The organism is Nocardia yunnanensis (assembly GCF_003626895.1).
In the GTDB taxonomy this organism is placed as follows: Bacteria; Actinomycetota; Actinomycetes; order Mycobacteriales; family Mycobacteriaceae; genus Nocardia; species Nocardia yunnanensis.
In genome coordinates, this window is sequence record NZ_CP032568.1 from 685105 (window position 1) to 703879 (window position 18775).

Sequence of the window (18775 nt, forward strand, 5' to 3'; positions counted from 1 at the left end):
ACTTCTCGAGAGGTCCCAGGGACAGACGTCTCGAAAAGGGCGACAATTCCGGGCTCCGGGGCGGCCGCGCGGGCTGCCCCGGAGAATCCGGAGGGTGGCGCTACTGCAGGTAGCCCTCGACCTGTCGAGCGGAGTTGACCTCGGCCTCGTCCGGATTGCGGCCCTGGTCGAGGCGCGCGCGACGCTGCCGCAGCAGGTCCCAGCACTGATCCAGCTGCACCTCGATCTCGGCCAGCTGCCGGCGCTCGTCCTCGGGGTCGAGTGCGCCGCCGGTGGTCTGCGCGCGCAGCTCGTGCTCACGGTCCACGAGTTCCTTGATACGCGCGTGGATGTCCTTTTCGGTCATGCGGTCCACTCTACGACCCGGGCCAGCGCATCCCCGGCCAACCGGACCGCCCGCGGCAGCTCCGCCCGCGGCAGGGCGGCATAACCGAGGGCCAGGCCGAAGGTGTGACGCGGGCCGACGTGGTGGCGGGCGAGGGCGTCGAGATGGACGCCTTCCGCCCGCGCGGCGGCCACCGCCCGATCCTCCTGCTCGGCCGAGGCGAGCGGGACGAACACATGCGAACCGGCGTCGTCACCGCGCACCTCGAGGCCGCGTCCGCGCAGTTCGTCCACGACGAGGGCGCGGCGCGGCGGCATCTCGCGGCGCAGGCGGCGCAGGTGCCGGGCCAGATCCCCGTGCCGGGCCAGCTCGGCCACCACCTGCTGGCCCGCCGGGGCGGGGGCGGTACCGGTGAGTTCCCGGTACGCCAGGACCGCCGCGGCGACGGCCGGGTCGGCGACCAGCCAGCCGACGCCCAGGGTGGGGGTCAGGATCTTGCTGGTGGTGCCCAAGTGCACGACCACATCCGGCGCCAGGGTGGCCAGCAGCGGCAAAGGTGCGGTGTCGTAACGCAATTCGCCGTCGTAGTCGTCCTCGATGACGAGAGCGCCCACCCGCCGGGCGAATTCGACGAGCGCGACCCGGCGGGCGGCAGGCATGCGCGCGCCCAGCGGAAACTGGTGGGCGGGAGTGCAATACACCAGGCGGGCGTCCTCGGGCAGCAGGTCCACCCGCAGGCCCTCGGCGTCCACGGGCACCGCGACCACGCGCGCCCCGGCCGCCCGGAACGCACCCGCCGCCCGCTGATATCCGGGATCCTCGAGGGCCACCACCTCCCCCGGACGCAGCAGCGCCGCCGCGAGTTCACCGGCGGCCGCACTGGTTCCGGCGGTGGCCAGCACCGCGCTGCCGCTGCCCGCACCCAGCCCCCGATGCCGCAGCAGATGCTCCGCGACGGCCTCCAGATACTCGGGTTCACCCCGACGGTCCTTGCGCACCAGCGGCATTCGATCCGAAGCCCCCCGCCACGCCCGCCGCCACGCGCCGGCGTCGAGCGTCTCGATGGACGGTGCCCCCGCGGCCAGATCCAGCAGACCCGCCAGCGGATCAACCCGCTCCGCCCCCTCGCCCGGCGCGCCCCCGGGCGCGGGCGCGGCCGTCAGATAGGTCCCCGACCCGTGCCGCCCATCGAGCCAGCCCTCCGCATGCAACTGGTCATAGGCCGCGATCACAACAGTCCGGCTCACCCCGAGCCGCGCCGCGAGTTCCCGCGACGACGGCAGCCGATCCCCACCCCGCAGCACCCCGCCGACCGCCGCCGCCCGCAACCCACTGGCCACCTGAACCGCAAGCGGCGTACCACTCTCCCGATCGACCATGAACGGCAGATCATCATCCACCAGCCGTTTTCCCCGCAAGTGGCCTCCCGAACACCCGACAACCAATCCCCCTCAGCATGCCACTCACGACGCTCGGCGTCCGCGCGGCAGGACTGCATTCTCCGAAGTGGTCTGTGGATCTTGTGCGGAATTGGCTATTCAGGAATGCCAGTTGCCGCTCGACACTGGACTCATGAGTGAGACAGCTTCGACTCGGACCCCATTGTCACCCACGCTCCGCAGCAGCCTCACCCGGTACAAGGAGCGGGGCGGCGCCGATCGCGCGGAATTGGATGCGGTGCTGGACGCCGGCCTGATCTGCCATTTGGGCGTCGTGCTGCACGGGACCCCGGTTGTCATCCCGACCATCTATGGGCGCGACGGTGACACCCTCTACCTGCACGGGTCCACCGGTTCCGGCAATCTGCGGGCCGCTATGACCGGCGACGTGTCATTGACGGTCACGCATGTGGAGGGCATCGTGTACGCGCGCTCGGCCATGCATTTCTCGATGAACTACCGGTCCGCGGTGATCCACGGCCGCCCGGTCGAGCTCACCGATCCGGACGAGCGCATGCACGCCCTGCAAATGATCGTGGATCAGGCCGCGCCCGGCGCGTGGGATGCGGTGCGCTCCCCCAACAAAAAGGAACTGGCCGCCACCCTCGTGCTGGCCCTCGACCTCACCGAGGCGTCGGTCAAGACGCGCGCCGGGGGTCCGCGGGACGAGGCCGACGATATCGCCGCGGGCGGCGTGTGGGCGGGCGTGCTGCCCATGCGGCAGGTCTTCGACGCCCCGATTCCCGCCGACGATCTGGCGCCGGGGATCGAGACTCCGGCGCATGTCCTGCGGCGGTGCAGCGACACCGTCGCGCTGGCGTAGTCGTTTCAGCGCCGGCGTTTCTCGCGCGCCGGCGTAACTATTTGAGCAGCCGCGACATCCGGCGATCGGCGAGGATCTTGCCGCCGGTCTGGCAGGTCGCGCAGTACTGAAAGGACTTGTCCGCGTAGGAGACTTCGCGGACGGTGTCACCGCAGACCGGACACGGCAGTCCCGTGCGAGCGTGCACCTGGAAGCCGGAACGCTTCTCCCCCTTGAGGCGCGCGGCGTCCTGGCCCACCGAACGCTCGATGGCGTCCGCCAGGGTGGCGCGCATGGCCGAATACAGCCCGGTCACCTGCGCGTCGTCCAGGGTGCCCGCATTGGCGAACGGGGAAAGCCTTGCGGTGTGCAGGATTTCGTCGGAGTAGGCATTGCCGATCCCGGCGATCAAGGTCTGATCGGTGAGCGCGTTCTTCACCCGCTGCGACGTGCCGCGCAGGATCTCCGCGAATTCGGGTTCGCTCACCGCCAGCGCATCGGGCCCCAGCCGCGCGATCCCGGGCACCGAGAGCGGATCGCTGGTGACCCACACCGCCAGCCGCTTCTTGGTGCCCGCCTCGGTGAGGTCGAAGGCGGGCGTCGCCCCCTCCGGGGTGAAGAAATGCACCCGCAGCGCCAGCGGCCCCTTCCCGGGTTTGGGCGGAGCCGCCGCCGGCTCGTCCACCCACCGCAGCCAGCCGCCCCGGGACAAATGGGTGATCAGCCACAGCCCATCACAGTCCATCCCGAGATGTTTGCCCCAGTGCCCCACCCCGGTCACATCACGCCCCTGGAGCGCGGTCACCGGCGGATCGAACGTCTTCAGCACACTCAACGCCGAGACATCGACCCGCCCCACAACCGCGCCCACCGCATGCTCGGCCAGAAACTGCTCGAGCGCCACGATCTCCGGTAATTCGGGCACAAGCGCAGCCTACCGACCCTCACCGACACTGTCCGTCCCCGAGCCGCGGCGAGTCAGTAGCCAGCCTCCACCCGGTCCTTCGTGTACGTCCCGTGGAAGACCGTGTGGTCGTGCGCGCGCCGGCCCGGATGGCGGCGGGTCTCGGCCGCGTAGCCGACGGATACCAGCAGGGCGATGGCCAGGTCCTCGCGATCCTCGATGCCGATCACCTTCTTGACCTTGCCCTCGTCCCAGCCGTTCATCGGGGAGGTGGCCAGTCCGAGTTCGGTGGCGGCGAGCATGAGGTACGTGGCGGCGATCATGGCGTCTTTGATCGCGTACTCGCGCAACAGGTCTCGCGCTTCCAGGCCCTGCTGGAATTCGGTGGAGGCGGCGGCGAAGCCGGTGATGAACTCCTCCGACCAGGCTTGATTTCTTCGGGCCAGATCGAAGATGTCGGCGCGGTCACCACGCCAGGCTTCGGGTTCGGCCACGAACACCAGCACGACCGGCGCTTCCCGGGGTTGTGGCTGACCGCCGGTCGCCCAGGTCAAGCCTTCGCGGCCGGCCGGGTCGGTCACCACGACGACCGCGCGATCCTGGAGATTCCAGCTGGAGGGGGCTTCCATGGCCAACGCCAGCAGCGTGTGCAACGTGGTCGGGGGAACCGGGTCGGGCAGATAGTGGCGGACGGTGCGGCGGGTGCGAATCGCGTCGGCGACGCTGAGCTGTGTCATGCCACTAACTATTGGAGAGTGGCACTCTTTCGGGAAGACAGCACTAATTAGTGCGCTACTCTCCAAAAGGTGACGATCGTCGAATCCTCGGGCCTGCCGGCCGACGTCTACTCGGCCAAATGCCCCACCCGGCAGGTTCTCGATCACATCGCGGGCAAATGGACCGTGCTGGTGATCGATTCGCTGCTGCAACACGACACCCTGCGCTATACGGAGTTGTCCCGTCGCATCGGCGGTGTCTCGCAGAAGATGCTCACCCAGACCCTGCGCAGTCTGGAATCCGATGGATTCCTCACCCGCACCGTGCATCCCACGATTCCGCCCCGGGTCGAGTACGAACTCACCGCCCTCGGGCGCAGTCTCGCCGAACCCATTGCGGCGCTACGACTGTGGACCGAGGAGCACATCAACGAGATCGAACGAGCGCGAGCCGCCCGCGACTGACGACTGTCGCGGGCGGCACGCTCCCGGCTGCCTCAGCTGCCGGGGAACCCCGGGGGAAGCGGGGTGAACTGGGCGTTGAATTTCGGGCCGGGCGGGAGGCCGCGCAGCACGGCGCTGAGCCAGGCGACGGCGGGGATCCAGCCGGTGACGGCGTTGGTGACGTGTTCGGGCACGGGCACCGTGTAGAAGCGCAGGTCGGCGCCGCGGTCCCAGTAGGAGTCGACGGTGGGCAGGACCACCGACGGCGGGATCAGTTCGTCCCACATGCCGTGCCACCACAGGATCGGGGAGTCGGGGATGTAGTGGCCGAGGCTGTTGTCCTCGAGCACCTTCACGACCTGCGGCGAGGTCTCGAGTGACTTGCCGGGCTGGTAGTAGGCGCTGATGGGCCGGTACGCGCCCTGCGCGGCAATGGTTGCATAGCAACGACTCTGGAAGTCCTTCAGCAGGCCCTGCCCCTCCTCGGTGAGCAGGTCCTCCGGCTTGAAGATGTCCGGGTATTCGCGGGCGAGGCTGGCGAATCCGAGCCACATGGTGAAGTTGCTGATCCCGGTCAGCCCGGGTTCGGACTTGGTGGCGAATTCCGCCTCGGCGAGCAGGTTGCCGGGGGTGCCGCCGATGCTGGTGCCCAGCAGCCGCACATCGGGCGCGTAGCTCTGCCGCAGTTCCGCGGCCCGCAGGGAGCCGGACCCGCCCCCGGAGTAGCCGTAGAGCGCGAAGCCGGAGTCGGTGAGCCCCAGCGCGGGATCGTTCTTCACCGCGCGCAGGCTGTCGAGCACCATCTTGCCTTCACCATAGGTGTTGAAGGTGTTGAACTTTCCGTCGAAGTCGGGGACGTTGATCGCGAATCCCTGTGCCAGCCAGTACATCACCAGCGTGGATTCCTTCATGGTCCCGGTCTGCAGCGTGTGCGAGGGGTTGCACGCCGAGTCGGTGGAGTCGATGGCCTCCTGGAAGGAGACGACCGGCCGCGGGCTGCCCGCCCACAGAATGCCCGGCACGATCACGGTCGTGGCGGTGACGATCGGATTGTCGTGCACGTCGTTGGACCGGTACAGCAGCTGTTTGGTGTACACCGGCACCGGCAGCCCGAGCAGCCGGGTCTGCACCTCGCGACTGCGCACGATCTCACCGGGCGCGTAGTCGGCGAGATTCGCCGGATCGTCGTACCAGGGGTCCTGATCCGGGCTGGGGATCGGCAGCAGATCGTAGAGCTGCGGTTCGGACGGGAGTTGCGGCAGCTGGTTCTGATCGGGCGGGAAGCTGGGCGGGAACTCCGGATCGGCCGCGGCCACCCCGGCCGCCGCCACCGTCAGGCAGGCCGACATCACCGCCACCGTCAGCCGCCGTAGCGGGGACCTGTTCACTTCGCCCTCCCAGTGCTCCGTTGCCTTGGATGTGCGAGGTCACAGCCGCACCCGCACATGACTCAGCTCACCGCACGCAAAACCGCAGCGCAATTGGCGGAATCCCGACTGCGCCGCGCCTCGTTTGTGAATGTGCACGAGCCGCGGCGCACGGGCGGGCTCAGTGCTGGAATTGTCCGCGCAGCTCAGAATGACGTCGTCGTCACGGGAGGCGAAGGTGAGATAGCCGTCCTCGTCGCGGGAGGCGACATCGCCGGTCAGATACCACTTCCCGTCGGCGGTGAAGCGTGCCGCACCGGCCTCGGGCGCGTTGCGGTAGCCGCGGAATGTGAGCAGCGGGCTGGAGGTCGCGATGGCCACCCGCCCCGCCTCGCCCGCCGGCGCGGGCTCCTCGGAGTCCAGCCCGAGAATCTCGACGGTGTAGCCCGGCATCGGCCGCCCCATGGACCCGATCTTGATGTCCGCCAACAGATCCGGATGCCAGGCATTGACCACCGTCATCCCGGTCTCGGTCTGCCCGTAGTGATCGCGAATGGCTAACCCCAAGGCACGTTCGGACCAGGTGATGACATCCGGCGTGAGCGGCTCCCCCGCCGAGGACAACCGCCGCAACGCCACCCCGTCCGGCACCGCACTGTTGCGTAGCGCCCGGTAAACAGTCGGCGCCGCAGCGAAATTGGTGACCCCGAACCGCTCGAGCACCCGCCAGGTCAACGCCGGATCGAAGGCCGCGCACACCAACAGGCTGCGCCGCCGCGGCGCCTTCGGTGCCAAAGGCCATTTGCCCGCACGAACTCGTCGAGGTAGTGGCCCGAGGGGCTGCTGGCACATCCGAAGGCAAGAGGCAAGAACGTCAGGACGCGCGCCGGTGGCGGTATTCTTCGGCAGCAGCCAGCAGGACCGACAGCGGCAGCAGGCAGCATCGTTCTCGGACGGCACAGCAGGTAGATATCCGTGGCCACCTGGCGCCCTTGGCCGGACCCTTCAGCGCCCCCGGCGCAGCAGGTAGATGTCCATGATCCAGCCCTTGGACTGGCGGAGTTCGGTGCGGCGGGCGGTGATGGCGTGTTCGACGGCGCGCAAGGGGCCTTCGATGATGGTTTCGTCGGGCATGCCGAGGTAGGCGCCCCACCAGATGTGGATGTCGTCGCCGGGGATATGGGTGAAGGAGCAGTCGGCGTCGAGCATCACCAGGGTGGATTGGCCGGCGGCGAGGCCGTCGTCGCGCAGTTTGCGGCCGGTGGTGATGTGCAGGGGTTCGCCGATCTCGTGCAACACCATCCGGTGCGCGGCGGCCAGGGCCTGGACGCTGGTGATGCCGGGAATCACCTCGTAGTCGAAGTGGATTCGCGCGCGCCGCAGAACACGCTCCACGATGCGCAGCGTGCTGTCGTAGAGCGAGGGGTCGCCCCAGACGAGAATGCCGCCCACGCCGTCGGTTTCGGCGAAGGCCCGCTCCAGCAGTTCGGCCCGCGCCTCGTGCCAGTCGGTGACCGCGCCCTGATAGGCGGCGTCCGCGCCGCTGCCGGGCACGGTCCGGTCGCGAGGCGGGTCGGCGATCTCCACGACCGTGTGCGGCTGGGTCGCGTGCTCGGCGAGGATGGCGGCGCGCACGTCCACGAGTTCCTGGGTGCCATCGCCTTTTTTGCCGATCACGAAGAAGACGTCCACCTGGCGCATCGCCTTGACGGCCCGCACCGTCACCTGGTCCGGGTCCCCCGCCCCGATTCCGATCACAAACAGTTTCCGCACGGGGCCCAAGCTTGCCAGGCGCCGCGGTGCGTAAGCTTGCCAGGCGTGGAGAGCGGCCGAGAGACCCGGGACAGCGCCCGGGATACGCAGTACGAGGACCTGCTTCGCCTGGTGCTGGAGTCCGGCACCCCCAAGGCGGATCGCACCGGAACCGGCACCCGCAGCATTTTCGGGCATCAGCTCCGCTACGACCTGTCGCAGGGTTTCCCGCTGATCACCACCAAGAAGGTGCATCTCAAATCGATCGTCTACGAGCTGCTGTGGTTTCTGCGCGGCGACTCGAACGTGCAGTGGCTGCAGGACAACGGCGTCACCATCTGGGACGAATGGGCCGACGCGAACGGCGAACTGGGCCCGGTCTACGGCGTGCAGTGGCGCTCGTGGCCGACCCCGGACGGCACCCACATCGATCAGATCTCGCAGGTGCTGCAAACCCTGCGCACCGATCCGGATTCGCGTCGCATGATCGTCTCGGCCTGGAATGTGGCGGAGCTGAACAAGATGGCGCTGGCCCCCTGCCACGCCTTCTTCCAGTTCTATGTCGCCGACGGCAAGCTGTCGTGCCAGCTGTATCAGCGCAGCGCGGACCTGTTCCTGGGCGTCCCGTTCAATATCGCCAGCTACGCCCTGCTGACCCACATGGTGGCGCAGCAGACCGAGTTGCTGCCCGGCGATTTCATCTGGACCGGCGGCGACGTGCACATTTACGACAATCACGACGCCCAGGTGCGCGAGCAGCTGACCCGCGAGCCCTACCCGTTCCCGACCCTGCACCTGCGGCCCACCACCTCGCTGTTCGACTACTCCTACGAGGACGTGGAAATCCAGGGCTACCAGCATCATCCGGCCATCAAGGCCCCGGTGGCGGTATGAGTGGTCAGGGCCGGAGGCGGCAGCGCAGCGTAACCATGGAGGCCCCCAGCTCATACCCGGCGGGCACAGCGTGAGCCGGACCATCGGCCTGATCTGGGCGCAGACGCCGCGCGGAATCATCGGGCGCGACAACGCGATTCCGTGGCGCATCCCCGAGGACATGGCGCATTTCAAGGACGTCACCTGGGGCCACCCCGTGGTGATGGGCCGCAAGACCTGGGATTCGCTGCCCGCGCGATTCCGCCCCCTGGAGGGTCGCCGCAATATCGTCGTGACCCGGCAGCCCGACTGGTCCGCCGACGGCGCGGAGCGGGCCGGTTCGCTGGCCGAGGCGCTCGCGCTGACCGGCGACACATCGGTGTGGATCATGGGCGGCGGTGAGATCTATCGCGCCGCAATGCCTTTGGCCACCGTGCTCATGGTCACCGAGGTCGACGCCGATATCGACGGCGACACCCTGGCCCCGCCCATCGCACCGGACTGGCGCTCCGACGAGGACGACTGGCGCGAGTCGGCCAAGGGCCTCCGCTACCGCTTCCGCCGTTATCGCCGCGCCTCCCCGGGCTTGCGGTAAGTCCGATAACGCGGAGATTCCACGTCGGGCAATTCCCGCACACGCGTCCCGAAAACAGCCGATCGGTCCGGTCGCTTCCGGCATACTCAGCGATACTCCGGCGAAAGGCAGTCCATGGACAAGAAATCGCTGACCGCGGTCGCTCGCCAGCAGCTCAAGCTGGCCGCCACCGCCTCGAGCGGACGCAGTTCCCTGACCATCTGCGGTGGTCACACCCACAGCCTGCGCCAGACGGTGATCGCCATGACGGCCGGGCAGAGCCTGGCCGAGCACGAGAACCCGGGCGAGGCCACCCTGCTGGTGCTCAGCGGGGTGCTGACCCTCATCAGCGGCACCAACGAGTGGAAGGGCTCGGCGGGCGATCTGATCGTGATCCCCAACGCACGCCACAGCGTGAAAGCCATCGATGACGTGGCCTTTCTGCTGACCGTGGCGAAGTAGCCGCCCGGACACGGCCGCACCGGTCGATTCCGGTGTCGGCGCCGGGGCCTAGGCTGGTGATCATGGGTGTGCCTCAGCCGATCCTCGACCCGCTGACCCCGGCCGCGATCTTTCTCGTCGCCACCATCGACGAGGGCGGCGAGGGCGTCGTGCGCGACCTGCTCGCGGATCTGCCCGGATTGCGGCGCTCGGTCGGGTTCCGGGTTCCCGGTTCGGGCCTGGCGTGCATCACGAGCATCGGTTCGGCGGCGTGGGATCGGCTGTTCGCGGGACCGAAACCCGCCCAGCTGCACGAATTTCCGGGGTACGCGGGTGCGAAGCATCAGGCTCCCGCCACCCCTGGTGATCTACTCTTCCACATTCGCGCCGAAAACCAGGACACCTGTTTCGAATTGGCGATGAAGATCGCCGAACGGCTCGCGGGCGCCGCCACCATCGTCGACCAGACCGTGGGCTTCCGGTACTTCGAGCAGCGCGATCTGCTGGGCTTCGTCGACGGCACCGAGAATCCGGAGGGTGCGCTGGGCGTCACCGCCGCCTTCGTCGGCGACGAGGATCCCGGATTCGCCGGTGGCAGTTATGTCGTCGTGCAGAAATACCTGCACGACCTGAACGCCTGGAAGGCGCTGACCACCACCGAGCAGGAGCAGATCATCGGCCGCACCAAGGTCGACGACTTCGAGCTCGAGGACAAGCCCGCGAATTCCCATGTTGCGGTGAACGATCAGGATGTGTCCGGCAGTATCGTGCGCGCCAATATGCCGTTCGGTTCGGTCATGGACGGCGAGTTCGGGACGTACTACATCGCCTACGCCGACAGTCCGGAGGTGACCGACGCCATGCTGGTGCGCATGTTCCTGGGCAGCGCGGACGCGGAGTACGACCGCATTCTCGATTTCTCCACCGCCGTGACGGGTACGTCGTTCTTCGCCCCGGCCACGGAGTTCTTCGAGGAGCTGCCGCCCGCACCCGCGGCACACAACTCCGCCGAAACCGATGGCGCTGCGATCGGAGCCACCGATGGCGCTGTGGCGGGAGCCACCGACGGCGCTGTGTCCGGAGACGGATCCCTGGGTATCGGGACGCTAAGGCAACGTTGAAAGGAACGGAGTAACGCATGAACAACCTGCATCGCGAACTGGCGCCCATCACCGCCGAGGCCTGGACGGCCATCGAGGAGGAGGCGACGCGGACCTTCAAGCGGCACATCGCCGGTCGCCGCGTGGTGGACCTCTCCGGTCCGCACGGCATCGACTTCTCCGCGGTCGGCCTCGGCCGCACCGCCACCATCACCCCGCCCGGTGAGGGGGTGCAGGCCCGGCAGCGGCAGGTCGCGCCGCTGGTGGAGCTGCGGGTGCCGTTCACGCTGTCGCGCGCGGAGCTCGACGATGTGGAGCGCGGCGCCCAGGACGCGGATCTGGACGCGGTGAAGGACGCCGCCAAGAAGATCGCCTTCGCCGAGGACCGGGCCATTTTCGAGGGCTACCCGGCGGCCGGGATCACCGGCATTCGCGCCGGCTCCTCGTGTGAGCCGGTGAAGCTGCCGGGCGATCCGCGCCTGGCCCCCGAGGCGGTCGCGCAGTCGCTGAGCAAACTACGCCTGGCCGGTGTCGGCGGGCCGTATTCGGTGCTGCTGTCCGCGGACCTGTTCACCGCGGTGAGCGAGACCTCCGATCACGGTCATCCGATCCGGACCCATATCGAACGGCTCATCGACGGCGAGATCATCTGGGCGCCGGCCATCGACGGCGCGTTCGTGTTGTCCACGCGCGGTGGGGATTTCGATCTGCAACTGGGCCAGGATCTGTCCATCGGCTATCTCGCGCACGATGCGGAGACGGTGCAGCTGTACTTCCAGGAGAGCCTGACCTTCCTGGTGTACACGGCCGAGGCGGCGGTCGCGCTGGAGGCGTAGGCAGGCGGGATCAGTTGATCCGGAAGCGGTTTCGATACTCCGTCGGCGTCGTGTCCAGCGTGCGCCGGAATGCCCGGGTGAGGGTGTCGGTGGTGTGGAAACCGCACTGCGTCGCCACCCGCTCCAGCGTGTTGTCGGTCGTCTCGAGCTGATGCCGCGCGAATTCCACTCGCGCGGACTCGATGTAGGCGGCCGGGGTGGTGCCGAGATCGGTCTTGAAGATCCGGGTCAGCTGCCGTTCGCTGACGTGCGCCTGCGCGGCGAGGTCAGCGACGGTGAGCCGCCCGGCGAGATTGCGCGTGATGTAGTGCCGCAGTTCGTCGATGCGGCGCGTGGTGGAGATCGGTTCCAGCGACACGCTGAATTGGCTCTGCCCGCTGGGCCTTTTGAGGAACATGACCAGCTGACGGGCGACGCGCAGCGCCAGCGCGTCGCCGAAGTCGTCGGCGACCAGGGCCAGCGCCAGATCCAGGCAGGCGGTGAGTCCCGCACCGGTCCAGACATTCTCGTCGCGGATGAAGATGGGATCGGCGTCGACCTGGACGGCCGGGTGCTCGGCCGCCAGCTGCGGCGCGGTCGACCAGTGCGTGGTGGCGCGCTTGCCGTCCAGCAGTCCCGCGGCGGCGAGCAGGTGCGCGCCCACGCAGACCGACGTCACCCGTCGCGTGTTCGCGGCCAGCCGGCGCACCCAGTCCACCACCGCGGGATCCGACAGCGCCCGCACCCTGCCGTCGCCGTCCGTCTCGACCGAGCCGGGTACCACCAGGGTGTCGATGCCGCGGTCGGCGATCTCGGCGAAGGTGACGTCGGGCAGCACCCGCACGCCCGCCGAGGTGGTCACCGGGTCGAGGGTGGCGGCGGCCAGCGCCACGCGATAGGCGTTCTCGCCGTTCATCTCTCGCCGCAGCAGGGCGAAGACCTCGGGTGGTCCGGTGACGTCCAGCAGGTCGACGCGATCGAACAGCACGATGACGACGAATCGTTCGAGGGTGGCCACGGCGCTCCGTCCGATTCGGGATGTCGGGATCTGCAGGTTACATGACATTTCCGACACGACTTCCGGCTCATAGCGTGGAGCACATCCACCGCATCGGGCGGTGGGAACCCCTGCGATCTCCGGAGGAACACCATGCCCGCACAGACCCTGCGTGAACTCAGCGGCTTCGATCAGACCCCGGCCGGCCTGGCCGATTCCACCCTGATCCTGGTCGATTACCAGAACACCTACACCCGCGGCGTCATGGAACTGTCCGGCTGGCAGGCCGCCCTCGACGCCGCCGCTGATCTCCTGGCCCGGGCCCGGGCGGCGGGCGCGGCGATCATTCACGTCATCAACGACGGTGGTGTCGGCGGCCCCTACGACATCACCGCCGACATCGGCCGGATTCACCCCGCCGTGGCCCCGCTCGATGGCGAACCCGTTGTCGTGAAGACGGTTCCGAACGCCTTCGTCGGCACCGACCTCGCCGACCGCGTCGACGCCGCCGCAAACAAGAATGTCGTCATCGTGGGCTTCATGACCCACATGTGCGTCACCTTCACCGCCGAGGGCGCGTTCCTTCGCGGCAATCACCCCACCGTGGTCGCCGACGCCTGCGCGACCCGCTCCCTGCGATCGCCCGCCGGCGAGGTGACCGCCACTCAGCTGCACGAATCCGCACTGGCCACCATCGCCGACCTGTACGCCGTGGTCGTGCCCTCCGCCTCGGCACTTCGATAACGAAAGACGCAGGGCCGCAGAGAGTTCCGTCCTACTCCTGGCGCGGCATGGCGCGGCTCGCGTGCAGGAAACGGGCGCCGCTGCCACCACCCTCGCCATTGCCATTGCCCTTGCCGCCCAGCAGGGCGTACACGGCGTGCCGGCCGCGGGCGGGGGCGGCGGTGATCAGCAGGTCCGACCGCAGGCGGACCAGTTCGACCCGGGCGGGCGGCGTGACCAGCGCGGCCAGTTCGGTGAGCGGTTTGGTCCGCAACCAGGCTCGCCCGTCGGAGTCGACCTCGACGACATGCTCGGCCATGGCGGACCGGTAGACACCGCTGACCCACGCCGCGTCGACCGGTTCCGCCCGCACGGGCGGCCGGGCCGGTTCGGGCAATCGGATGCCCGCGTGCTCGAACAGCAACTCCCCCAGCAGGTCTCGGCACAGCGCACTCGTATTGCCGCCGTTGGTCAGCAACGCGACCGCGACCCCGCCGGGCGCGATCCGCAGATACGCGTTCTGCCCGATGGTGCTCCCGTCGTGCCCGAACAGTCCCGACCCCGCCGGATCGAACAGCTGCCAGCCCAAACCCCAATGGCTGCCGTAGCCGATATCGGGCAACGCGACCTGCGGCCGAGTCATGGCGCGCGCCACCGATTCCGGTAGCACCCGGGTGCCGTCCGGCGCGACCCCGCCGGCCAGATGCATTCCCGCGTACCGCACCAGGTCCCCGGCCGACATCGAAAGCCGCGCCCCGGCCGGGGCATTGGAGGCCGCGAGCGCCCACACCGGTGCCGGCCGCATCGCCTGCCCCGGCGCGCCGGGGAGGTGCCCGACCGCGGCCCGGAACAGAATCGCCTCGTCGGCGTCCACCGCCGCCTGCCGCAATCCGAGCGGGCCGATCAGCCGCTCCCGCAGCACCTCGTCGAAGGGCTTGCCGCGCAGGACTTCCAGCAGCCGCCCCAGCACCACGTACCCACTGTTGCAGTAGGAGAACAGCTCTCCCGGCCGATGCACCTGCCCGGCCTCGCCGAGCGCGGCCACCAGCCGCGCCACCGCATCGCTGCCCCGCCCGGTGTCGAGAAACAGGTCCCCCTCGATGCCCGAGGTGTGATCGAGCAGCTGCCGCACGGTGATCGCGGCCGTCGCCGCCGCGTCGCCCAGCCGGAATTCCGGCAGATACCGCCGCACGGGCGCGTCGAGCTCGATCAGTCCGTCGGCGACCAGCTGCATGACCAGCGTGGCCGTCCACGTCTTGGTCACCGACCCGATCTGGAACACCGAATCCGTGGTCACCGCCACCCCGGTCGCGGTATTGAGCACGCCCGCCGCCGCTTCGGCGATCTCCCCGCCGGCCAGCACCGCCACCTGAGCCCCGGGCACCTCGTGCTCCTCGATCAGCTCCGTCAGGCGACGCGTGAGATCAGCGGTCATGGCTGCACCCTAGGTGCGGGCGGGGCACGGCGCGGTACTGGAGCCGGAGCACACCGGCGGGTACGGTGTCCCGCAGTCGGAGCGGGAGGCAGCGGACGATGGTGCGGGCGGGCGTGGTGCCGGGGCGGCGGGTGGCCGCGTACGCGGTGGCGGGGTTGGCCGTGGCGGGTGGCGTGTGCGCGGCGACGGTCGGGGTCTTCGGGGTGAACCGGGTGTTCACGGGGTTGTTCTTCGGCGCGGGCATCGCGATCGCGCTGCTGTTCGCGCTGTTCGGCCGGGACGGGATCGAGCTGACCGAGGAGACGATCGTGCGCCGGACCCTGTGGCGCTCTTCGGCTCTGGGCTGGGAGCGGGTGGTGGCCGGGCGGTTCACGCTGGGCGAGAAGGGTCGCTGGACATTGGCCCTGGATCTCAACGGCGGGGAGGAACCGCATCAGGAACTGGTGTTGCTGTCGATTCCGCCGGTGGTGCGGCCGATCGGGAACGCCTACGATATGCGTAAGCGGGAACAGGTCGACGAGATTCGAACAATGCTGCGGCACAAACGAATTCCGGTGACCATCCTGCCCGATATCGCGCAGGCGCTGCAGTCGCACTGGAAGATCGCTCCGCCCGCGCGCTGATCGACGGGGGTGCGGCCTATCCTGCCGGGAGGGCACAGCCTGCTCTGCGGATTCTCACAGCTTCAGCGGATCGGGCCCACAGGCGCGGGTGTGAGGGTGGTACCTGCGGCGGAAAGATCAACCCCCGCCGGCTGAACCCGATCGACCTGGTGAATGGGAGAAAGCAATGCCCGCAACGGTTCCCATGCTCGTCCCTGCCTCGCTGCCGCACCCGGCCGAGGATTACCGCCGACGCGGCTGGACGGTCACGGAAACGGCCGACGGCATCGATCTGATCACCGACAATCGGCTCGCCGCGGTCGAATTGACCGGGGCGACCGCGGCCGGCGTGCGCCGCTACCTGCGCGCCAACAATCTCTCCGGCCCGGTGCTCGAGCTGCCCGGTCCGCAGCGCCGCGAGATTCACCTGGTGCTGGGTGTGGCCAAGGCGGCGCGCGCGGTCGAGATGCTGCGTGCCGCCGGTGCGGTCGTGCACACCGACGGCGCCGCGATCCCGCTGCCGTCCCCGGGCCGCGCCATCGCCTGGAATATCGCACCCCACGAGGCTCGTTGGGTGCCACCGCTCGTCGCCCTGTCGGCGGCCGTACGCGCCGCCGCCGTTCGCGATCGCGCCCAGCTGCGCACCGTGGCCTGCTGACCGCTGCCGCGGCTGGCTAGGGTGGGACGGTGATTCGCACCGCTGCTCTGGCTCATATCCGGGATCGGCGCATGTTGCAGACCCGCTCCGCCGGCAAGTCCGTCTTCTACATGGCGGGCGGCAAGATCGATCCGGGTGAGACGCCGGAGATGGCGCTGCACCGTGAGATTCGCGAGGAGCTCGGCGTCGGCGCCAGGGCCGTCAGCGAATTGGGGGTCTTCGAGGCGGAGGCGTACGGCCACACCCCCGGCACCCAGCTGCACATGACCTGTTTCCTGGGCGAGCTCACCGCCGAACCGCGACCCTCCGGCGAGATCGCCGAGCTGCGCTGGTTCACCCTCGGCGAGTACGCGGGCATGGACGAGGTGGCGCCCGGCTCCCTGCTCGTCTTCCAGCGATTGCACGCCCTCGGCCTGATCGACTGATCCGCCGCTGTAACCACCCCGGCTATTCCTGAACGGCAGCTACGCCAACCGGATCCGCGCCGCTCGCGCGTGCGTGCTCCGGATTCCGGATCGCACCGACTCGAGGGTGATTGCAGTGATCAAACCGCTTACTCTGCTCGCCGCGGCCACGCTGGCCACCGGTGGTCTCGGCATCGGGACCGCCGCCGACTCCAGGATGGACGGCCTCGCCGCCGCCCGCGCCGAGGCGGCCTGCCTGTGGGCGGGCGAGGCGCATCCGCAGGGGTCGCGGGTGGTCGCGGGCGGCTGGGCGTTCACCTGCGGCAGTGATGCGGCCGGTCCGCGCTGGTCGCGCGGTGGTGCGGGGGGCGCGAGCACGGTGCCGAATCCGGGCGCGGACGCGAACCCGGTGGGCCGGTTCAGCGCGGGCGCGCGCCAACCCGGCGCCGATTACGACGACTATTGCGTCGGCGATCAGCTCGTCCCCGGTGTCGGGGACGTCTTCGAGGCGGTGCCGACCAGCGGCGGGCTGCTGTGGAAGTCGGCGGGCCCGATCGGGCAGTGGACGTTCGATCCCGGTGTGACGCAACCGAAGACGTCGACCCGCTCCACGAGCCTGTGCCGCGACGGCCAGCTGCTCTAACCGTCCGGCGTACCGTCCTTGGCCCGCGACTCACCGGTGTAGGGCCGGTTCGGGATCAGCGTGGCCGAGGCCAGTCCGATGGCCAGGACCACGGCCGCGGCCAGCAGCGTGACGCGGGTGGAATCGGTGAAGGCGCGGTCGAGGGCGTCCAGAATGGCCGGGGCCCCATGGTGTTCGCGGACCCCGGAGATGGCGCCGCCGGCCGATTCGCGGGTCGCGGTGGCGAGGGTGTCGGCGGCCTTCGACGGCAGGTCCGGCACCTTCGCCAGCCGCTCGGGCAGATCGTGCGCCAGCGCGGCCGACAGCAGCGCGCCGATGACCGCGGTGCCGAAGGCCGAACCGACTTGGCGCACAGTCGATTGCGTGGCCGAGCCCTGGCCCGAACTGTCGGTCGGCAGATCCGCGAGCACGGTCCCGGTGAGCTGTGCGGAAGCCATCCCCAGGCCGACGCCGTACCCGGCCAGCAGCACGGCCAGCCACCACCCGGAGATGTGCGGGGTCACGAACAGCGCCGTCAGCGCCACCGCCACGACCTCGAACCCGAGCCCGAGCTGTACCACCCGCACCGGCCCGTACCTGCGCACCAGCCCCTCGGCGAGGCCGGCGGCCAGGAGCGCGCCGACGGCCATTCCGGCCAGCACGTAACCCGCGCCGAGCGTGGAGAATCCCAGCACGTTCACCATGAACAGCGGCAGCACGAACAGCAGCCCGAATTCACCCAGCGCCACCATGAACGCGGTGATGTTGCCCCACCGGAAGCTGGGGATGGTGAACAGCGCGGGATTCAGCAGCGCCGAGCGGCCGATCAGCACGCGATGCCGCTCCCACCGGATGAACAGCAGCAGCGCCACGACCCCGAGCGCCAGCAGCACCGGAATCGGCGAGAGGGGCGCGGTGGCCGGCCAGTTCCAGCCCGCCAGCGGGAATTCCCGCAGCGGCTTCCACCAGCCGTAGGTCTGGCCTTCGATGAGGCCGAACACCAGCAGCGCGAAACCCGCTGCGCTGAGCAGGAATCCATCCACGTCCAGGCCGGGCGCGTGCTCGCCCATGCGGGTCTCCGGCACGAAGACCAGCAGGCCGACCAGCACCACCGCGCCCAACGGCAGGTTGACCAGGAAGATCCACGGCCAGCTGTAGTAGGTGGTGAGCCAGCCGCCCAGCAGTGGTCCGATGGCGGCGACACCGGAGATCACCGACCCCCACACCGCGAAGGCGATGACCCGGTCGCGCCCGCGGAACAGGGCGTTCATGGTGGCCAGCGTGCCCGGCATGACCCCGGCCGCGCCGATGCCCTGCACGATGCGTCCCAGGATCAGCGGCCAGGCGTGGTGCGCCCGCGCGGCCAGCAGGCTGCCGAGCAGGAAGACGACCACGCCGGCCGCGAACATGGCGCGCCGCCCGAACCGGTCGCCGAGGCGGCCGCTGGTGATGAGCAGGGCGGCCAGCACCACCGCGTAGATGCTGTTGATCCATTGCGCCTGAGTGAGATTCAGCTGCAGGTCGTCGATGATGACGGGCAGGGAGACCGCGACGATGGTGCCGTCGAGCACCACCATGGACAAGCCCAGCGCCAGGACCGCCAGGACGATCCATTTCCGGTGGGGGCCCTGCTCGCGTCCGAGATCGCGCTGCGTTTCCGTCATCCATCTCTCCCGCCGCTGTACAGCCGTTCGAAGATGTCGCGTTGGCTACCAATGTGCCTTATGACCGTCCAACAGTGTAAGTGCAGGTGGGTGAGCAGCTGCACATTTGCAGACCAGA

22 protein-coding genes are annotated in these 18775 nt (G+C 69.2%); 12 read left to right on the forward strand and 10 right to left on the reverse strand.

Annotation, left to right across the window (positions count from 1 at the left end):
• Positions 1–100 precede the first annotated feature (100 nt).
• Entirely contained in the window at positions 101–346 is a 246-nt protein-coding gene (locus D7D52_RS03190) for a DUF2630 family protein (protein WP_120743756.1), read from the reverse strand.
• Positions 343–1725, reverse strand: coding sequence for a MocR-like pyridoxine biosynthesis transcription factor PdxR (gene pdxR, locus D7D52_RS03195; protein ID WP_222932777.1), 1383 nt, complete (start codon positions 1723–1725; stop codon positions 343–345). Before pdxR ends, D7D52_RS03190 begins: the two co-directional genes overlap by 4 nt.
• A gap of 172 nt (positions 1726–1897) precedes the next feature.
• Here pdxR and D7D52_RS03200 point away from each other — a divergent pair, with 172 nt between their 5' ends.
• A complete protein-coding gene (locus tag D7D52_RS03200; RefSeq protein WP_120734977.1) occupies positions 1898–2587 on the forward strand; it encodes a pyridoxamine 5'-phosphate oxidase family protein in 690 nt (229 codons plus the stop codon).
• Positions 2588–2624: 37 nt separating this feature from the next.
• Here D7D52_RS03200 and D7D52_RS03205 read toward each other — a convergent pair whose 3' ends face one another.
• A complete protein-coding gene (locus D7D52_RS03205) occupies positions 2625–3491 on the reverse strand; it encodes an Fpg/Nei family DNA glycosylase (protein ID WP_120734978.1) in 867 nt (288 codons plus the stop codon).
• 53 nt (positions 3492–3544) lie between these two features.
• Positions 3545–4207, reverse strand: coding sequence for a nitroreductase family protein (locus D7D52_RS03210; protein ID WP_120734979.1), 663 nt, complete (start codon positions 4205–4207; stop codon positions 3545–3547).
• Between the two features lie 69 nt (positions 4208–4276).
• On the opposite strand from D7D52_RS03210, the gene D7D52_RS03215 reads away from it, so the two are divergent.
• Positions 4277–4651 (forward strand): winged helix-turn-helix transcriptional regulator, encoded by a 375-nt coding sequence (locus tag D7D52_RS03215; protein WP_120734980.1) that lies wholly within the window; start codon positions 4277–4279, stop codon positions 4649–4651.
• 32 nt (positions 4652–4683) lie between these two features.
• Here D7D52_RS03215 and D7D52_RS03220 read toward each other — a convergent pair whose 3' ends face one another.
• The 3 genes from D7D52_RS03220 to cobF form a co-directional block, all read right to left on the reverse strand.
• Positions 4684–5979, reverse strand: a complete 1296-nt coding sequence (locus D7D52_RS03220; RefSeq protein ID WP_120743758.1) for a lipase family protein — start codon at positions 5977–5979, stop codon at positions 4684–4686.
• 78 nt (positions 5980–6057) lie between these two features.
• The gene (locus tag D7D52_RS03225) at positions 6058–6792 is read right to left on the reverse strand and encodes an AMP-binding protein (RefSeq protein ID WP_342775237.1); all 735 of its coding nucleotides are present in this window, start codon (positions 6790–6792) and stop codon (positions 6058–6060) included.
• A 210-nt stretch (positions 6793–7002) separates the two neighbouring features.
• Entirely contained in the window at positions 7003–7770 is a 768-nt protein-coding gene (cobF, locus tag D7D52_RS03230) for a precorrin-6A synthase (deacetylating) (protein WP_120734982.1), read from the reverse strand.
• Positions 7771–7815: 45 nt separating this feature from the next.
• On the opposite strand from cobF, the gene D7D52_RS03235 reads away from it, so the two are divergent.
• The 5 genes from D7D52_RS03235 to D7D52_RS03255 all read left to right on the forward strand — a co-directional run bounded on the left by D7D52_RS03235 (position 7816) and on the right by D7D52_RS03255 (position 11573).
• Positions 7816–8643 carry a thymidylate synthase gene (locus D7D52_RS03235; RefSeq protein WP_120734983.1) on the forward strand — a complete coding sequence of 276 codons (828 nt, stop codon included), beginning with the start codon at positions 7816–7818 and terminating at the stop codon, positions 8641–8643.
• 70 nt (positions 8644–8713) lie between these two features.
• Positions 8714–9217 (forward strand): dihydrofolate reductase, encoded by a 504-nt coding sequence (locus D7D52_RS03240; RefSeq protein ID WP_120734984.1) that lies wholly within the window; start codon positions 8714–8716, stop codon positions 9215–9217.
• 114 nt (positions 9218–9331) lie between these two features.
• Complete coding sequence (locus D7D52_RS03245) at positions 9332–9658, forward strand: cupin domain-containing protein (RefSeq protein WP_120734985.1); 327 nt, start codon at positions 9332–9334, stop codon at positions 9656–9658.
• A 62-nt stretch (positions 9659–9720) separates the two neighbouring features.
• Positions 9721–10758, forward strand: a complete 1038-nt coding sequence (locus D7D52_RS03250; protein WP_120743759.1) for a Dyp-type peroxidase — start codon at positions 9721–9723, stop codon at positions 10756–10758.
• Between the two features lie 17 nt (positions 10759–10775).
• The gene (locus D7D52_RS03255; RefSeq protein WP_120734986.1) at positions 10776–11573 is read left to right on the forward strand and encodes a family 1 encapsulin nanocompartment shell protein; all 798 of its coding nucleotides are present in this window, start codon (positions 10776–10778) and stop codon (positions 11571–11573) included.
• 10 nt (positions 11574–11583) lie between these two features.
• On the opposite strand, the gene D7D52_RS03260 is transcribed toward D7D52_RS03255, so the two are convergent.
• Positions 11584–12570, reverse strand: a complete 987-nt coding sequence (locus D7D52_RS03260; protein ID WP_187703105.1) for a GlxA family transcriptional regulator — start codon at positions 12568–12570, stop codon at positions 11584–11586.
• 132 nt (positions 12571–12702) lie between these two features.
• Here D7D52_RS03260 and D7D52_RS03265 point away from each other — a divergent pair, with 132 nt between their 5' ends.
• On the forward strand, positions 12703–13293 hold the full coding sequence (locus D7D52_RS03265) for an isochorismatase family protein (protein ID WP_120734988.1): 591 nt from the start codon (positions 12703–12705) through the stop codon (positions 13291–13293).
• Positions 13294–13324: 31 nt separating this feature from the next.
• Here D7D52_RS03265 and D7D52_RS03270 read toward each other — a convergent pair whose 3' ends face one another.
• Positions 13325–14707: a serine hydrolase domain-containing protein gene (locus tag D7D52_RS03270; RefSeq protein WP_120734989.1), complete on the reverse strand. Its 1383-nt coding sequence runs from the start codon at positions 14705–14707 to the stop codon at positions 13325–13327.
• A gap of 98 nt (positions 14708–14805) precedes the next feature.
• Between D7D52_RS03270 and D7D52_RS03275 the strand changes: the two genes are divergently transcribed.
• The 4 genes from D7D52_RS03275 to D7D52_RS03290 all read left to right on the forward strand — a co-directional run bounded on the left by D7D52_RS03275 (position 14806) and on the right by D7D52_RS03290 (position 17014).
• Complete coding sequence (locus D7D52_RS03275; protein ID WP_120734990.1) at positions 14806–15330, forward strand: hypothetical protein; 525 nt, start codon at positions 14806–14808, stop codon at positions 15328–15330.
• 166 nt (positions 15331–15496) lie between these two features.
• On the forward strand, positions 15497–15967 hold the full coding sequence (locus tag D7D52_RS03280; protein ID WP_120734991.1) for a hypothetical protein: 471 nt from the start codon (positions 15497–15499) through the stop codon (positions 15965–15967).
• 29 nt (positions 15968–15996) lie between these two features.
• Complete coding sequence (locus tag D7D52_RS03285) at positions 15997–16392, forward strand: NUDIX hydrolase (RefSeq protein WP_162958148.1); 396 nt, start codon at positions 15997–15999, stop codon at positions 16390–16392.
• Positions 16393–16507: 115 nt separating this feature from the next.
• Entirely contained in the window at positions 16508–17014 is a 507-nt protein-coding gene (locus D7D52_RS03290) for a hypothetical protein (protein WP_120734993.1), read from the forward strand.
• Here the strand turns inward: D7D52_RS03290 and D7D52_RS03295 are convergent.
• Positions 17011–18657: an MFS transporter gene (locus D7D52_RS03295; RefSeq protein ID WP_120734994.1), complete on the reverse strand. Its 1647-nt coding sequence runs from the start codon at positions 18655–18657 to the stop codon at positions 17011–17013. The two genes, D7D52_RS03290 and D7D52_RS03295, sit on opposite strands and share 4 nt — an antisense overlap.
• Positions 18658–18775: the final 118 nt, after the last annotated feature.

Coding starts and splice junctions, on each gene's coding strand:
- D7D52_RS03190 (WP_120743756.1), bottom strand. CDS start 346: ATGACCGAAAAGGACATCCACGCGCGTATCAAGGAACTCGTGGACCGT.
- D7D52_RS03200 (WP_120734977.1), top strand. CDS start 1,898: ATGAGTGAGACAGCTTCGACTCGGACCCCATTGTCACCCACGCTCCGC.
- D7D52_RS03210 (WP_120734979.1), bottom strand. CDS start 4,207: ATGACACAGCTCAGCGTCGCCGACGCGATTCGCACCCGCCGCACCGTC.
- D7D52_RS03220 (WP_120743758.1), bottom strand. CDS start 5,979: ATGTCGGCCTGCCTGACGGTGGCGGCGGCCGGGGTGGCCGCGGCCGAT.
- D7D52_RS03245 (WP_120734985.1), top strand. CDS start 9,332: ATGGACAAGAAATCGCTGACCGCGGTCGCTCGCCAGCAGCTCAAGCTG.
- D7D52_RS03250 (WP_120743759.1), top strand. CDS start 9,721: ATGGGTGTGCCTCAGCCGATCCTCGACCCGCTGACCCCGGCCGCGATC.
- D7D52_RS03255 (WP_120734986.1), top strand. CDS start 10,776: ATGAACAACCTGCATCGCGAACTGGCGCCCATCACCGCCGAGGCCTGG.
- D7D52_RS03265 (WP_120734988.1), top strand. CDS start 12,703: ATGCCCGCACAGACCCTGCGTGAACTCAGCGGCTTCGATCAGACCCCG.
- D7D52_RS03270 (WP_120734989.1), bottom strand. CDS start 14,707: ATGACCGCTGATCTCACGCGTCGCCTGACGGAGCTGATCGAGGAGCAC.
- D7D52_RS03275 (WP_120734990.1), top strand. CDS start 14,806: ATGGTGCGGGCGGGCGTGGTGCCGGGGCGGCGGGTGGCCGCGTACGCG.
- D7D52_RS03280 (WP_120734991.1), top strand. CDS start 15,497: ATGCCCGCAACGGTTCCCATGCTCGTCCCTGCCTCGCTGCCGCACCCG.
- D7D52_RS03295 (WP_120734994.1), bottom strand. CDS start 18,657: ATGACGGAAACGCAGCGCGATCTCGGACGCGAGCAGGGCCCCCACCGG.